The following is a 14,405-nucleotide window of genomic DNA, read 5'->3' on the forward strand; positions in this document are numbered from 1 at the left end:
CCAGATATTTCAACTTTTTTACGAACGATATATTGCAAATGTACTGGAGTGAGGAACATGTCATTTCACGTTTTTATTCTTTATTTACTTAATCACATAGAAGGTCAACGGACGACGAGTTCAATTTATCATATTTTACGTGGAAAAAAATCATCGCAGACAATCCAAGATGCTCGTCTGTTTAGGTTAGGGCCCTATTTAGGTTTATTACCTAGGTTCAATAAAGAGGAATTTGACCAAATCGTTAATGAGTTGGTGGATAAAGGGTTGATTGTGAATAGTGATCATATTACATATTTAACGGACCACAGCAAATCTCTAATTAAGAAAGATCAATGGTATTCTAGTATTTACTTTAATGGTGAAGAGTTTAGCCACCTGATTGTTTCTTTTTATCAAAAATTACAGTTACTTGTCCAAAGTGTTTCGTATTTAAGTAACCAACAATCTAACTTTATTCCAATTGCTGAGGATTTCAAAGTTCAACAAGATGTTAAGTTAATTTTAAAATCACCAAATGTTCTTAACCAACAAGGTGAACAATTATATCAAGAAATGAATCAATTATTGCACGAAGTCGATGAACAACATGCTAATATTTTAATGATGAATTTAACCGGATTTGATCAAGTTGGAATGAGTATTCGCCAAATAGCTAACCAACTTCATGAACCAGAGCGGATTATTCAATTAAAACTTATTTCAACTATTCATGTGTGGTTAACTGTTATAAAAAGTAATGAAAATGACTTCCAGATAGTTAGTCAGCTTATACCAAATCAACATCATATAAATTTAACACAATCAGCATTAAAGACTTATGAGTTATTAAATCAAAACCATTCAATTGATCAAGTGGTTTATATTAGAAAGTTAAAAAGAAGTACAATTGAGGACCATGTCGTGGAGATCGCAACAAAAAACAAGACGTTTTCCACTAATTTATATGTACCATCTAAACTAGAACAGGAAATCAAAAAGGTAGTTCTTAAACATGATACGAAGAGGTTGAAGCTTCTAAAAGAAAAGTTACCTGAAGAAGTATCTTATTTTCAAATTCGATTAGTTATTGCCCGTTTACATGACGAACAAGCAATGCGTGAGGTGGCTTCCCATGAATGATTTGATAAATTTAGAAGAAGAACTAAAACGTTACTTTAATTACGAAACCTTTAGAGTCGGTCAAAAGGAAATAATAACATCCGTTTTAGATGGTTCTCACACATTAGCAACGTTACCAACAGGAAGTGGAAAATCCATTACATATCAACTCCCTGCGTTAATTTCTTCAGGAATTACAGTCGTTGTTTCGCCCTTGATTTCACTAATGTTTGACCAAGTAAAAATATTAAAAGCGAAAGGTATAAAGAGGGTTGCTGCTTTAAATAGCTTAATGAGCTATGAACAAAAACAACAAATTCTTAACCATTTAAAGCACTTTAAATTATTATATTGCTCACCGGAGATGTTACAGCAAGAATGGCTTATAAATAGATTGAAATCAATCAATGTTTCATATTTAGTCATTGATGAAGCTCACTGTATATCGCAGTGGGGGCATGAATTTAGGACAGATTATTTAAAACTTCACAGCATTTATAAACAATTAGACGAACCTACTGTATTAGCGCTAAGTGCAACAGCAACACCTGAGGTTCAAGTGGATATTGTTGGGCATCTTCAAATTAATATGAACAAAATCATTTATCCAGTCGACCGACCCAATATCACTTTAGCTACTAAAAAGGTGGAGCATCAAAACGAAAAAGAAGAGTATTTAATTCATTTAGTTGAGAATAATCGTGTTCCAACGATGGTGTATTTTTCGAGTCGGCAAGTTAGTGAGGAAGTTTATCAAAAATTACAAGCTTATTTCCCGGATCGTAGAGTAGCTTGTTATCACGGTGGGATGGAACAAGATGAACGGTTACTTATTCAACAGCAATTTATGTACGATCAATTAGATGTGATCTGCTGTACAAGTGCATTTGGCATGGGAGTTGATAAGTCTAATATAAGGCTTGTCGTCCATTATCACATGCCATCTACTTTAGAGTCCTACATACAAGAGATGGGTAGAGCCGGACGAGATGGAAAGCACAGTTTAGCGGTATTAATTTATCAATTAGGTGATGAAACAATTCCATTTCAGTTAATCAACTCAGAACTTCCTAATGACCTCGAGATAGAAACGTTTCTTCAAAGTAATCGAAATGAGGAGTTGATAGACCCCTTAACAGAAACGAAAACCAAGTTTCTAAATTTTCAGCTAGAGCGCAATAAAACAACTGAAACGAGTGAAATCGCCTCTAGTATTAAAAATGTAAGAGATCACCGGTTAGAAGTAAAAAAACAAAACATTTTTAAAATGTTACATTGGATTCATACAAAAGGTTGCAGGCGTGAATCATTGTATCAGTCTTTTCAAGATGGTGTTGAAAATCCGATAAACTTTTGTTGTGATTATTGCGATTTTAACCTTAATCAATGGTCCTTTTTAACTAGCGAAGAACAAAAGTTAAACGTTTTATATGATTGGGAGAAGCGATTAAACGCTATATTTAATAGAAGGTGAAATAATGAGTAAATACAAAAGGCCTAGTCAAGCTGAAATCGTGAAGCAACTAACTGATCGAGAACTTATATTAAATGTTTATTTTTCGCAATTACTATTTTTAGTTATTGCAACTGTTCTTGTTTTTTTCTTTTTTGACTCTGTTTCTGATTTTATGGCTCTATGGGATTTTAATGTTCGTGAAGTCTTATTATATGCAGTGGTGCCGGCTGTGATTGTTGTATTAATCAATATTATATTGATTAAGGTTATGCCAAAGCGATCTTATGATGATGGTGGAATTAACGAACGTCTATTTAAGTCACTATCAATTCCACATATACTATTCATTACACTTGTTATTGCATTTGCAGAAGAAGTATTATTTAGAGGGGTCATTCATACTTTTGCCGGTTTTATAGTTGCAAGCTTGTTGTTTGCTTTAATCCATTTTAGGTATTTAAATAAAATGGTATTATTAATTTCAGTTTTGTTTTTATCGTTTTTGATCGGTTATATGTATGAGTTAACTAATAACTTATTAGTTCCCTTCGTAGCTCATTTTTTAATTGATTTCTTATTAGGGATATATTATCGATTTTTTATGAGGTGACAACTATGAATACAGACGAAAAGAGACATGAAGGTGAGGAACATTTAGATATACTGAATTTACCTCCAAGAAGTGAGGTGCAAAGGAAACCTAAGAAAAAACGCGAGAATCAAGGTGAAAAAACTGAATCGAAAGAGAATGAAGGAAAAACCGATCAATCTAATCTGTTTTATCACAAGTTATCGATTCATGCTGTATTGATCTTATTTGTTTTATTAATTATTGGTATTCCTTTGTATTATTACTTTGTCATGCCGTAAAATGTTAACTGGTTTTTAATTATAAATAAGCTTTTGTAGTTTTTTATTGTGCTCATATGATTTAAAATAATTGTAGGTATTAATATTTATACATACCTATACAGGCAATTTTTACAGTAGTAAACACATATACTATAAGAAGATATTAGTTGGAGGTGGTTGCGTGAGACTAGAACGAATCAGCGTTAACCAGTTTAAAATCTTTCTGACTTATGATGACTTAAATGACCGCGGTTACTCCAAAGAAGATTTGTGGAACAATTTACCGAAAGCAAATCAACTTTTTCAAGATATGTTATATGAAGCATCAGAAGAACTTGAGATGGATTTAGACGGGATGTTAGTTGTACGTGTGCATATGTTACAGGCACAGGGGATGATTATTGTAGTAACTCAAAATGAAGGAGAAACGGATGATGAGTATATCGAGCTAAAAGTAACGATGGATGAGAGTAAAGAGTTAATGTTTTCCTTTGAAGCTTTAGAACCGATTATACAAGTTGCGAAGGCGTTAAATTCTTATAAGGAATTAGAATCTTCACTTTATCAATATGAGGCTCGTTATTTTATGATGATCAGTGATCAATTAATATCGAATGAACAACGAGACAATCTAATATCCATTATGTCTGAGTTTGGAGCGCCAAGCACCGTTACTTCCTACGTATTAGAGGAATATGGAAACAAGATTGCAACAAAGAATGCGATTGAAATAATCAATAAATATTTTGACTAATTTTGAGGTGAACAAATGAAAGTTGCAGTATTATATGGTGGTACATCAAAAGAGAGAGAAGTTTCATTATCAACAGGCAAGGGTATGATAAAAGCGCTAGAGGAATTGAATCATGACGTGCTAGCTATTGATTTCAATCCATCTCAATTAGATGCTTTACTCACCCAATTAAAGGATGTTGACTTAGTATTTATTGGTCTACACGGAAAACAAGGTGAGGATGGAACAGTACAAGGATTATTAGACTTATTAGATATACCATATGTTGGTTCAGGTGTTTTATCTTCTTCACTGGCTATGGATAAGACTAGAGCAAAACAAGTTTTTGCTATGCACAATATTCCAGTTGCTAAAAGCGAAACATATCATTTCAAAGAAACACGTTTTAAAGTAATTGATCATGTTAAAAAACATTTTGACACACCATTTGTCGTTAAACCCAATCAAGAAGGTTCTACATTAGGCCTAACTGTAGTGGAGTCATGGGAGCAGTTAAATGATGCGATTCAATTAGCTTTTACGCATGATTCTGACATAATCGTGGAAACCTATGTGCAGGGTAGAGAGTTAACTGTTGCAGTATTAGGAAATTATGGTGATGAACAATCGCTACCTGTGATTGAGATTGTACCTAAAAGTAAATATTATGATTATGAATCAAAGTATGCTGAAGGTGGTAGTGAGCATATTGTCCCAGCAGAGATTGATGAAGAATTAACGATGGAAATTCAAAACTATGCTAAATTAGCTCATCAATCATTAGGTTGCGAAACATATTCACGAGTCGATTTCATTCTGAATGAACAATTAGAGCCTATTATTTTGGAGGTAAATACACTTCCTGGTATGACGCCGACAAGCTTATATCCGGATGCTGCAGCGGCAGTTGATTTAAGCTATGTAGAAATGATTCAATTATTTATTGATTTAACTCTAGAGAAATATAACTAATTTTTACGAAGTTTTTAGTGATTTTGCCTTTCAATTATATTGCATATTCTTATTTAAGATGTATACTAATCATTGAAAGATTACTTAATATTGTTTGCATAGATATAGGAGGTAAACGAATGGTAGCCGAAAAGCCAGCAGATTCTCAAAATGAACAATCCAATGATATTTTAGCTTCGACACAATCCGTAGTTAAAGACGCATTGGACCGACTAGGGTACGCTAATGAAGCTTATGAACTGATGAAAGAACCCGTCCGCATGATGACTGTTAGAATTCCAGTTCGAATGGATGATGGTAACATTAAGGTGTTTACAGGTTATCGAGCACAACATAATGATGCTGTAGGTCCTACTAAAGGTGGTGTTCGCTTCCACCCAGACGTTACTGAGAAAGAAGTTAGAGCATTATCTATTTGGATGACATTAAAATCTGGAATTGTTGATTTACCGTATGGCGGCGGTAAAGGTGGTATTATTTGTGATCCGCGTGAGATGTCGTTTAGAGAGTTAGAAGCAGTAAGTAGGGGATATGTCCGTGCTTTATCACAAGTTGTAGGACCAACTAAGGATATCCCTGCACCTGATGTTTTTACTAATTCTCAAATTATGGCTTGGATGATGGATGAATATAGTCGCATTGACGAATTTAACAGTCCTGGTTTCATTACAGGTAAGCCGATTGTTTTAGGTGGCTCACATGGTAGAGAATCTGCAACAGCCAAAGGTGTTACAATTTGTATTGAAGAAGCATGTAAAAAACGAGGAATCGATATTGAAGATGCTCGAGTAATTGTTCAAGGTTTTGGTAATGCAGGAAGCTTCTTAGCAAAGTTCATGCATGATATGGGAGCTAAGGTGATCGCGATTTCTGATGCAGAGGGTGCACTTCACGACCCAGAAGGTTTAGATATTGATTATTTATTAGATCGTCGCGATAGCTTTGGAACAGTAACAAACTTATTTGATGATACAATCTCTAATGATGAAATGTTAGAGTTAGAAACAGACATACTTGTTCCAGCAGCGGTACAAAACCAAATTACTAAAGATAACGCACATAACATTAAAGCAGAAATTGTTGTTGAAGCAGCAAACGGTCCAACGACATTAGAAGCGACTCAAATTTTAACAGAAAGAGACATTTTAATCGTTCCAGATGTATTAGCATCTTCTGGCGGCGTTACAGTATCTTATTTTGAATGGGTACAGAACAACCAAGGTTTCTATTGGAAAGAAGATGAAGTACAAGAGAAATTACGAGAAGTTTTAGTGAAAGCGTTTAATAACGTTTATACGACTTCACAAAATCGACAAATTGATATGCGCTTAGCAGCATACATGGTTGGCGTTCGTAAAATGACAGAGGCAGCTCGATTCAGAGGTTGGATTTAATAACTTTAAGTTGAATAAATCGATTAAATCTCCTATCATTATTTTGGTAGGAGATTTTTTGACTTGAATCGGAAAAATGGGACACAAAAATTGATTTACGTTTATGATTATAGGAGTGTGCACTATGCAAACGGAAAAAGTTATTATAATAGGGGCAGGACCGTGTGGTTTATCCACTGCGATTGAACTTAAGAAAAAAGGTTTTGACCCTTTATTAATTGAGAAAGGGAATGTAGCCAATTCAATATATCATTACCCTACGCACCAAACATTTTTTAGTTCGAGTGAGAAGTTAGAAATTGGTCAAATTCCGTTTATATCAGAGCGTCAAAAACCGGTAAGGAATGAAGCGTTGACGTATTATCGTACCGTTGCAGACCGTAGTAATTTAAGAATCAATACTTATGAGAAGGTTGAAGAAGTTGAGCAAAGTGATGCTGGTTATACGCTAGTTACTAAAACTGATAAGGGAGAATCTAAGCAATATCAATCAACATACTTAATTATTGCAACCGGCTATTATGATCACCCTAACTTATTAAACGTGCCAGGTGAATCATTACCGCATGTTTTTCATTATTTTAAAGAAGCTCACCCTTATTTTAATAAAAAAGTCGCGGTAATTGGCGGGAAGAACTCAGCTGTAGATGCCACATTAGAGCTTGAGAAAGCTGGTTGTGAGGTAATTGTTTTATATCGTGGTAGTGATTATTCACCAAGTGTCAAGCCTTGGATTTTACCTAATTTTGAATCTTTAGTTAGACATAACAAGATCACAATGGAGTTTAATGTGAATATTGAAGAAATTACGGAGAAGTCGGTCTTTTATCATGTTAACGGTGAAGCACGTGAGGTTGAAGCGGATTTTGTATTTGCGATGATTGGTTATCATCCTAATCAAGAATTTCTATCTTCAATTGGAATCAAAATCGACTTTGATACAGGTAGACCACAATTCCATGACAATTCAATGGAAACGAACCAATCAAATATATATATATCTGGAGTTATTGCTGCTGGTTATAACAATAATGAGATTTTTATTGAGAATGGTCGACACCATGGAGAGAAAATAGCAATCGATATAGCAAACAAAGAAACTAGGTGAAAAATAATGAGTAAAGTTGTCCTTATTACAACAGGTGGAACAATTGCAAGTAAACCAAAACACCCAAGTGGAAAGTTATCATCAGGAGCTATGACAGGTGAGGAACTTGCCTCTTTATGTGAATTACCTGAGGAAATTGATGTTGTTATTGATTCAGCTTTTCAAAAACCGAGTGTTCATTTAGATTTTAATGATTGGATTAGGCTTAAAAATAAAGTTGAATACCATTTCCAAGACGAATCAGTTTCTGGAGTTGTTGTCACCCACGGAACTGATACTTTAGAAGAAACAGCTTACTTTTTAGATTTAACGGTTAATGATGAACGTCCTGTTGTTGTAACAGGTTCACAAAGGTCGATTAATGACTTAGGTAGTGATGTTTATATCAATTTAAGACATGCTATTTACTCAGCGTGTAGTTCTGATTTAATTAATGTGGGCACTGTCGTTGTATTTAATGAAAGAATATTTGCTGCTAAGCATGTCAAAAAAGAGCATGCCAGTAATATACAAGGATTTAACTCTTTTGGATTTGGATATTTAGGTATTATTGATAACGACTTAGTGCAAGTTTATCAAAAACCACTAAAGCGAGAAGTATATTCTTTAGGTAATCAGATGCCAAGAGTTGATATTGTTAAATGTTATACTGACGGTGATGGTGTAGTTATTGATAGTCTTATAAATGCAGGGACGAAAGGGATCATCTTAGAAGGAGTCGGAAGAGGGCAAGTATCTCCGAAAATGATGCCAGCGATAATTAGAAGTATTAAAAAAGGTATTGTTGTTGTCATCACAACGGCTTCTGAAGAGGGGGCAGTTTATCCAACTTACGATTATGAAGGAAGTGCATACGACTTAATTAATCACGGAGTTCTATTAGGTAGTGATTATGATAGTAAGAAAGCGCGTGTAAAATTAGCTGTTCAACTATCAGAGAATCATGGTCATTATAAATTCGACTAAATCTCCTATAACATCAATAAAATAAAAGGCTAACAGGTGGTAATTATTTCATCTGTTAGTCTTTTTTTATTTTCAAAGAATATTAACGAAAAAGATACAGAAAATAAGCAACAAGATTAGACAGTATTGAGGAGGATTCAACATTGAGAAGGAAACATCTATTACCTAAAATTTTGTTACTGATCGCTTTAATCGTTGGAGTTGTAACAGTAATTCCTGAGCAACCTTCAGAAGGTTTTAGTGAACAAATTATTCAAAAAGGTGCAACAGGTGACGATGTAGTCGAACTACAGTCAAGATTACAATATATAGGCTTTTTTGATGGAACAATTGACGGCGTTTATAGTTGGGAAACATATTGGGCTGTCCGTAACTTCCAAGAAGAGTTTGGTTTAGAGGAAGTAGATGGCTTAGTAGGTGAAAAAACAAAAGAAATGCTCGTACGCGCTACTGAATATGATGAAGGGTGGGTGCGAGAACAGTTGAATCAAGGAAGAGATTTCACACATTATGGTGGTCAAGAGCGACAAACACCGAGTGAAGATGAGCAAGCACCACAAGAAGGTGAACAGGCTCCGCCTGAAGGAGAAGCGCCACAAGAGGGTGAACAAGCTCCCCCTGAAGGTGAAGCACCACAAGAAGAGCAGGAGCCAGTACCTGAAGATGGTGAGCCTGCACCAGGTGAAGCACAACAACCAGAAGAAGGGGAAGGGGCTGAGGGTGATGTACCAGAAGAGCCCCCACAAGAAGAAGCCCCTGAAGGTGAACAAGGAGAAGCAGTTAACGTTCCAGGTGGTTTCTCACAAAACGATATTCAGTTAATGGCACAAGCTGTTTATGCTGAGGGTCGTGGTGAGCCATACAATGGTCAAGTTGCAATAGCGGCAGTTATTTTAAATCGTATAGAAGACCCGGAGTTCCCTGATACTATTTCTGGTATAATCTTTGAACCGTTAGCTTTTGAAGCTGTAGATGATGGTCAAATTTATATGGAACCAGATGAACAAGCACGTGAAGCAGTGATGGATGCTATAAATGGTTGGGACCCATCAGGTGGTGCGACATATTACTTCAATCCAGATACAGCTACATCGGATTGGATATGGTCAAGACCACAAATTAAACGTATTGGTAAACACATTTTCATGAATTAGGAGGGTAATGATATGGGTGCACTAAGATGGATCGTATATATTGTTCTGTTAGTCGGTGTAATCGGTGCTCTGATTTGGGGCTATCAAGAACAACAAGAGAAAAATGCAGTATTAGTCAAGGCAGAAAATAATTATCAACGTGCTTTTCATGATTTATCTTATCGTGTTGATACGTTGAATGAAAAAATTGATACAGTTTTAGCAATGAATGCACCAGATAATGTTTCACCACAAATGACGGATATTTGGAAAATTACATCAGAAGCTAAAGCAGATGTCTCGCAATTACCTTTAACATTAGTACCATTTAATAAGACAGAAGAATTTCTAAACAATATCGGTGAATTCGCGTATCGAACTTCAATTCGGGGCTTGGATGATGACCCTTTATCAGATGATGAGATTGAAATGCTTGGTCAACTAAGTGATCAATCAAATGAAATTAGACGAGATTTACGAACTATTCAACATGAAGTGTTATCTGATGGTGTAAGGTGGATGGATGTTGAAGTAATGTTAGCGACCAACGAACCAAGAGAAGATTCAATTATTAATGGATTGCAGACAGTTGAAAGTAATGCAGAAAGCTATGACACTTTTGATGAAGAAGTTGGGTTATCGGCGGCTGAACGTGGCGATAGAGAGATTGAAATAGAAGGTGAAGAACAAACAGAAGAAGAAGTAAGAGAAATTATCCATGATTATTTTGAATTGGGTGATGAATCTGAACTAGTCATAACTGAAACAGGTGAAGGGTCTGTAATCCCAATGTATAATGCTTCATTTGATACAGAAGAACTTCATGGATATGCTGAGATCACTCGAGAAGGTGGGCATGTTTTATCATATTTATTAAGTAGAGATTTGGATGATGCTAATATCAGTCTACATGACGGGATGAATGAAGCAGAACAGTTATTAGATGACTTAGACTTTGATGATGTTGAAATGGTTGAAAGTATTCAGTATGACAAAGTGGGTGTTTATGAGTTTGTTCATGAGCATGATGACATACTATTCTACCCAGATGGTATTCAAGTTAAAGTAGCTTTAGACAACGGTGACATTATTGGTTTAACAGCAAAAGATTATGTGTTTAATGAGCAAACAAGAGCAGATAGAGAATTTGAGCCAACCTTAGAAGAAGTAGAAGCCGAAGAACATGTTAATCAAAGCTTAGACGTAAGAGAACAGAGGCTTGCAGTAATTGAAAATGATTTAGGAGAAGAAGTTTTAACGTATGAATTATTAGGTACAATTGATGCCACAACCTACCGAGTATTCATTAATGCTGAAGATGGTTTTGAGGAACGCGTGGAGCGACTTAAACAAAGTGAAGAAGTTTATAGTTAATTTAGTAGAAATTAAAAAGGAAAAGACAACTTAGTCTTTTCCTTTTTATAGTTTTTTGTCATAATATAGTTAGCTCATGTAAAAGGGGAAAGTACATATGTTATCAGTTGGGATGAAATTAACAATAGAAGTTGTTAAAGGTGATCAGGTTGAAGAGAAGCTACATACTAAAATTGTAGACCTTACAAAAAAACGAATTTATGTTGATTACCCTATCAATCAACGGACTGGTAGAACGTTTTATTTTATAAATAACACGAAAGTAAGAGTGTCTTTTGTTAGTGATCATGATATAGTCTATATGTTTTATTGTGATGTTAAAAGGCGAAAGAAAAAGAAAATACCTTTAATTGAAATACCCTTTCCTAACCAAGATGAGTTAATTAAAGTTCAAAGACGGGAATATGTCAGAATAGAAGCTAACTTAGATGTAGCAGTACATTCTTTAGATGAAGAGAAGGAACCACTTATTACACACACATTAGACTTAAGTGGTGGTGGTATTGCTGTTAAAAGTACATCTCAGCAATTTGAACAAGGTGAAGAAGTAGACCTTATGCTTGTTTTACCGTTTGGACCAAATGATTATGTTTATTTAAATATTAAAGGTGAAGTTATTCGCTATGCTCCTTCAAAAGAAGGACAAGACTATATATTGTCACTTAAATTTAAATCAATAGAAGATACAAAACGAGAAACCATTATCAAGTATTGCTTCGACCAACAATTAGAAAGAAGAAGGAAGCTTAACACATAAAGAATTGAAACTAGATGAATGACAGTGATGACTTAGGAGGAAATGAAGATGAAAGTAGCAATCGACGGACCTGCTGCTGCTGGAAAGAGTACAGTAGCTAAAAAAATTGCTAAAAAACTGGACTACTTATATTTGGATACGGGAGCTATGTATAGAGCGTTAACTTTAAAGGCTTTAAGAGAAAGTATAGATTTAGAAGATGAACAAGCCCTTGCCAAGTTGTCTTCAGAAATTAAAATCTCATTTAAACATAAAGAAGAACAGCAAGATGTTTTATTAAATGGTGAAGATGTAACAAAATCCATTCGAAAAACAGATGTAACGAACAATGTGTCTATTGCCTCAAAGCATCGATTAGTACGTGAACAAATGGTAGATATGCAACGAGACTTAGCGAATGAGGTGAATGTTGTTGTTGATGGTCGTGATATAGGGACTTATGTACTGCCGGATGCTGAAGTGAAAGTATTTTTAGTGGCCTCAGTACAAGAGAGAGCTGAACGCCGTCATAAAGAAAATATTAAAAGTGGTATTAATTCAGACTTAGAACAGTTAAAAGCAGAAATAGAACGGCGAGATCAAATTGATTCACAAAGAGAAATGGCACCACTAACTAAAGCTGATGACGCAGTTGAAATTGATACGACATCAAAATCTATCGAAGACGTGTGCAATCAAATTCTGACTATTATTAAAGAACACTCTAATATTAAAGGAGTCTAAAGGCATGTTGTATAAATTTGCTAAATTCGTTGTCTATATGGTTTTTAAGTTTTTATTTAGAATCAAAATTATCGGTAAGACTAATGTACCAAAGGAAGGGCCAGTGATTGTTTGTTCAAACCATATATCTAACTTTGACCCGCCGGTTGTTGGTATTACATGCCCACGTGATATTAATTTTATGGCTAAAGAAGAATTATTCGAGAAGAAAGGTATTGGTTTTTTACTAAAACATTTAAATGCTTTTCCAGTAAAGCGTGGAATGCGTGACCGTAATGCGTTACGAAATGGTCTTGGCTTGCTTGAAGATGGTGGAACATTAGGGTTATTTCCAGAAGGGACTCGAAGTAAAGATGGAAATATAAAGAAAGGCTTAGCCGGTGCTGGGTTCTTTGCCATGCGTTCAAATGCAACTGTAATCCCTTGTGCTATTATTGGACCTTATGAGAAATTCAAACCGTTAAAAGTAATCTATGGTGAACCGGTTGAATTTGAATCTTTAAAAGCTGAAAAACCATCAGCCCAAGAAGTAACGGATGAAATCATGGAAAATATTCAATCCTTAATAGATGAATACAAAAAATGATGTTATGATTAACTTATTATAAGTTACATAAGGAATATTGTGCTTTTGTAGGAAGAAGGAGGAATTAAGATGTCTGAAGGTCAAGAAAACGTAAACGAAAAAGTTTTAAATGTTGGAGATGAAGTGAAAGCTTCTGTTGTAAAATTAGAAGAAAAGCAGGTCATTGTAAATATAGGTGCGAAATTTGACGGTATTGTACCCATTTCAGAACTTTCGCATTTACATGTTGAGCATACGAATGAAGTTCTTTCAGAAGGTGATGAATTTGGTGCTGTCGTGACTAAAGTGGAAGAAGATACTATAGTATTATCCAAAAAAGCGAAAGATCAACGACTAGCTTGGGACCAATTATTAAACCAATATGAAAAAGAACAGGTTATTGAAGCAACTGTAACTGAAGTTGTAGATGCGGGCTTGATTGTTGATGTAGGTATTCGAGGATTTATTCCAGCTTCACATGTTGAAACGTTTTATGTTGAGAACCTAGAAAAATATAAAGGTAAACAGTTAGAAGTAAAAATTATTGAAATGAGTCAAGAACGTAATCGCATTATTTTATCTCATAAGGTTGTGACAGAGTCTGAAAATGAGCGTGAAAAGCAGCAACTACTTGATCAATTAGAAGTGGGCGATGTAGAAGAAGGTGTTGTACAACGTGTAGCATCTTTTGGTGTATTTGTTGATTTAGGCGGAATCGATGGGTTAGTTCATATTTCACAACTTTCACATGATCACGTTGAACGAGCAGAAGATGTAGTAGAGGTAGGGCAAAAGGTGAAAGTCAAAGTCATTACCGTTGATCGTGATTCTGAACGTATTGGTTTATCGATTAAAGACTTACAACCTGGTCCGTGGACTAATGTTGAAGAAAATTTAAAGGCCGGCTCAGTAATTGAAGGTAAAGTGAAGCGACTAGTAAACTTTGGAGCTTTCGTTGAAGTACTTCCACAAGTTGAAGGGTTAGTTCATATTTCAGAAGTGTCTAAAGAACATATTGGTTCTCCTCATGAAGTGCTTGAGGTTGGACAGGCTGTTCAAGTTAAGGTCTTAGATGTTAATGAAGGTGAGAAACGAGTTTCTTTAAGTATTAAGGAAGTACAGAAAGCTTTAGAAACTGAAGAGGTCCAGAAATATCAAAAAGATGATGATGATCGTGCTTTTCAAATTGGTGACTTAATTGGTGATCAATTAAAAGATTTCAATAAATAATCTAAAGGGTGGCTTTTAACGCCACTCTTTTTCATCTGTAG

General features: G+C 35.0%; 15 protein-coding genes. All 15 read left to right on the forward strand.

Features of this window, described 5'->3' with window-relative positions; translation table 11 throughout:
* Positions 1–57 precede the first annotated feature (57 nt).
* Complete coding sequence (locus ABDZ63_RS06305; RefSeq protein WP_343782484.1) at positions 58–1,122, forward strand: YpbB family protein; 1,065 nt, start codon at positions 58–60, stop codon at positions 1,120–1,122.
* A complete protein-coding gene (locus ABDZ63_RS06310) occupies positions 1,115–2,575 on the forward strand; it encodes a RecQ family ATP-dependent DNA helicase (RefSeq protein WP_343782486.1) in 1,461 nt (486 codons plus the stop codon). Before ABDZ63_RS06305 ends, ABDZ63_RS06310 begins: the two co-directional genes overlap by 8 nt.
* A 4-nt stretch (positions 2,576–2,579) precedes the next feature.
* Positions 2,580–3,167: a CPBP family intramembrane glutamic endopeptidase gene (locus tag ABDZ63_RS06315; protein WP_343782487.1), complete on the forward strand. Its 588-nt coding sequence runs from the start codon at positions 2,580–2,582 to the stop codon at positions 3,165–3,167.
* 5 nt (positions 3,168–3,172) lie between these two features.
* Positions 3,173–3,427: a hypothetical protein gene (locus ABDZ63_RS06320; protein WP_343782489.1), complete on the forward strand. Its 255-nt coding sequence runs from the start codon at positions 3,173–3,175 to the stop codon at positions 3,425–3,427.
* 163 nt (positions 3,428–3,590) lie between these two features.
* Positions 3,591–4,163: a genetic competence negative regulator gene (locus tag ABDZ63_RS06325; RefSeq protein ID WP_343782490.1), complete on the forward strand. Its 573-nt coding sequence runs from the start codon at positions 3,591–3,593 to the stop codon at positions 4,161–4,163.
* A 15-nt stretch (positions 4,164–4,178) separates the two neighbouring features.
* Positions 4,179–5,114, forward strand: coding sequence for a D-alanine--D-alanine ligase family protein (locus ABDZ63_RS06330; RefSeq protein WP_343782491.1), 936 nt, complete (start codon positions 4,179–4,181; stop codon positions 5,112–5,114).
* A 119-nt stretch (positions 5,115–5,233) separates the two neighbouring features.
* Positions 5,234–6,508: a Glu/Leu/Phe/Val family dehydrogenase gene (locus ABDZ63_RS06335; RefSeq protein ID WP_343782492.1), complete on the forward strand. Its 1,275-nt coding sequence runs from the start codon at positions 5,234–5,236 to the stop codon at positions 6,506–6,508.
* Positions 6,509–6,632: 124 nt separating this feature from the next.
* Positions 6,633–7,616, forward strand: coding sequence for a YpdA family putative bacillithiol disulfide reductase (locus ABDZ63_RS06340; RefSeq protein ID WP_343782493.1), 984 nt, complete (start codon positions 6,633–6,635; stop codon positions 7,614–7,616).
* 6 nt (positions 7,617–7,622) lie between these two features.
* On the forward strand, positions 7,623–8,582 hold the full coding sequence (locus tag ABDZ63_RS06345) for an asparaginase (RefSeq protein ID WP_343782494.1): 960 nt from the start codon (positions 7,623–7,625) through the stop codon (positions 8,580–8,582).
* Between the two features lie 179 nt (positions 8,583–8,761).
* A complete protein-coding gene (sleB, locus tag ABDZ63_RS06350; protein ID WP_425541952.1) occupies positions 8,762–9,736 on the forward strand; it encodes a spore cortex-lytic enzyme in 975 nt (324 codons plus the stop codon).
* Positions 9,737–9,748: 12 nt separating this feature from the next.
* A complete protein-coding gene (gene ypeB / locus ABDZ63_RS06355; protein WP_343782497.1) occupies positions 9,749–11,089 on the forward strand; it encodes a germination protein YpeB in 1,341 nt (446 codons plus the stop codon).
* 97 nt (positions 11,090–11,186) lie between these two features.
* On the forward strand, positions 11,187–11,846 hold the full coding sequence (locus ABDZ63_RS06360) for a flagellar brake protein (RefSeq protein WP_343782498.1): 660 nt from the start codon (positions 11,187–11,189) through the stop codon (positions 11,844–11,846).
* A 48-nt stretch (positions 11,847–11,894) separates the two neighbouring features.
* A complete protein-coding gene (cmk, locus tag ABDZ63_RS06365; protein ID WP_343782499.1) occupies positions 11,895–12,569 on the forward strand; it encodes a (d)CMP kinase in 675 nt (224 codons plus the stop codon).
* Between the two features lie 4 nt (positions 12,570–12,573).
* Positions 12,574–13,155 carry a lysophospholipid acyltransferase family protein gene (locus ABDZ63_RS06370; RefSeq protein ID WP_343782500.1) on the forward strand — a complete coding sequence of 194 codons (582 nt, stop codon included), beginning with the start codon at positions 12,574–12,576 and terminating at the stop codon, positions 13,153–13,155.
* A gap of 69 nt (positions 13,156–13,224) precedes the next feature.
* Complete coding sequence (gene rpsA, locus ABDZ63_RS06375; protein WP_343782502.1) at positions 13,225–14,364, forward strand: 30S ribosomal protein S1; 1,140 nt, start codon at positions 13,225–13,227, stop codon at positions 14,362–14,364.
* The last annotated feature ends 41 nt before the right edge of the window (positions 14,365–14,405 follow it).

It is taken from the genome of Alkalibacillus silvisoli (assembly GCF_039521975.1).
GTDB lineage: Bacteria > Bacillota > Bacilli > Bacillales > Alkalibacillaceae > Alkalibacillus > Alkalibacillus silvisoli.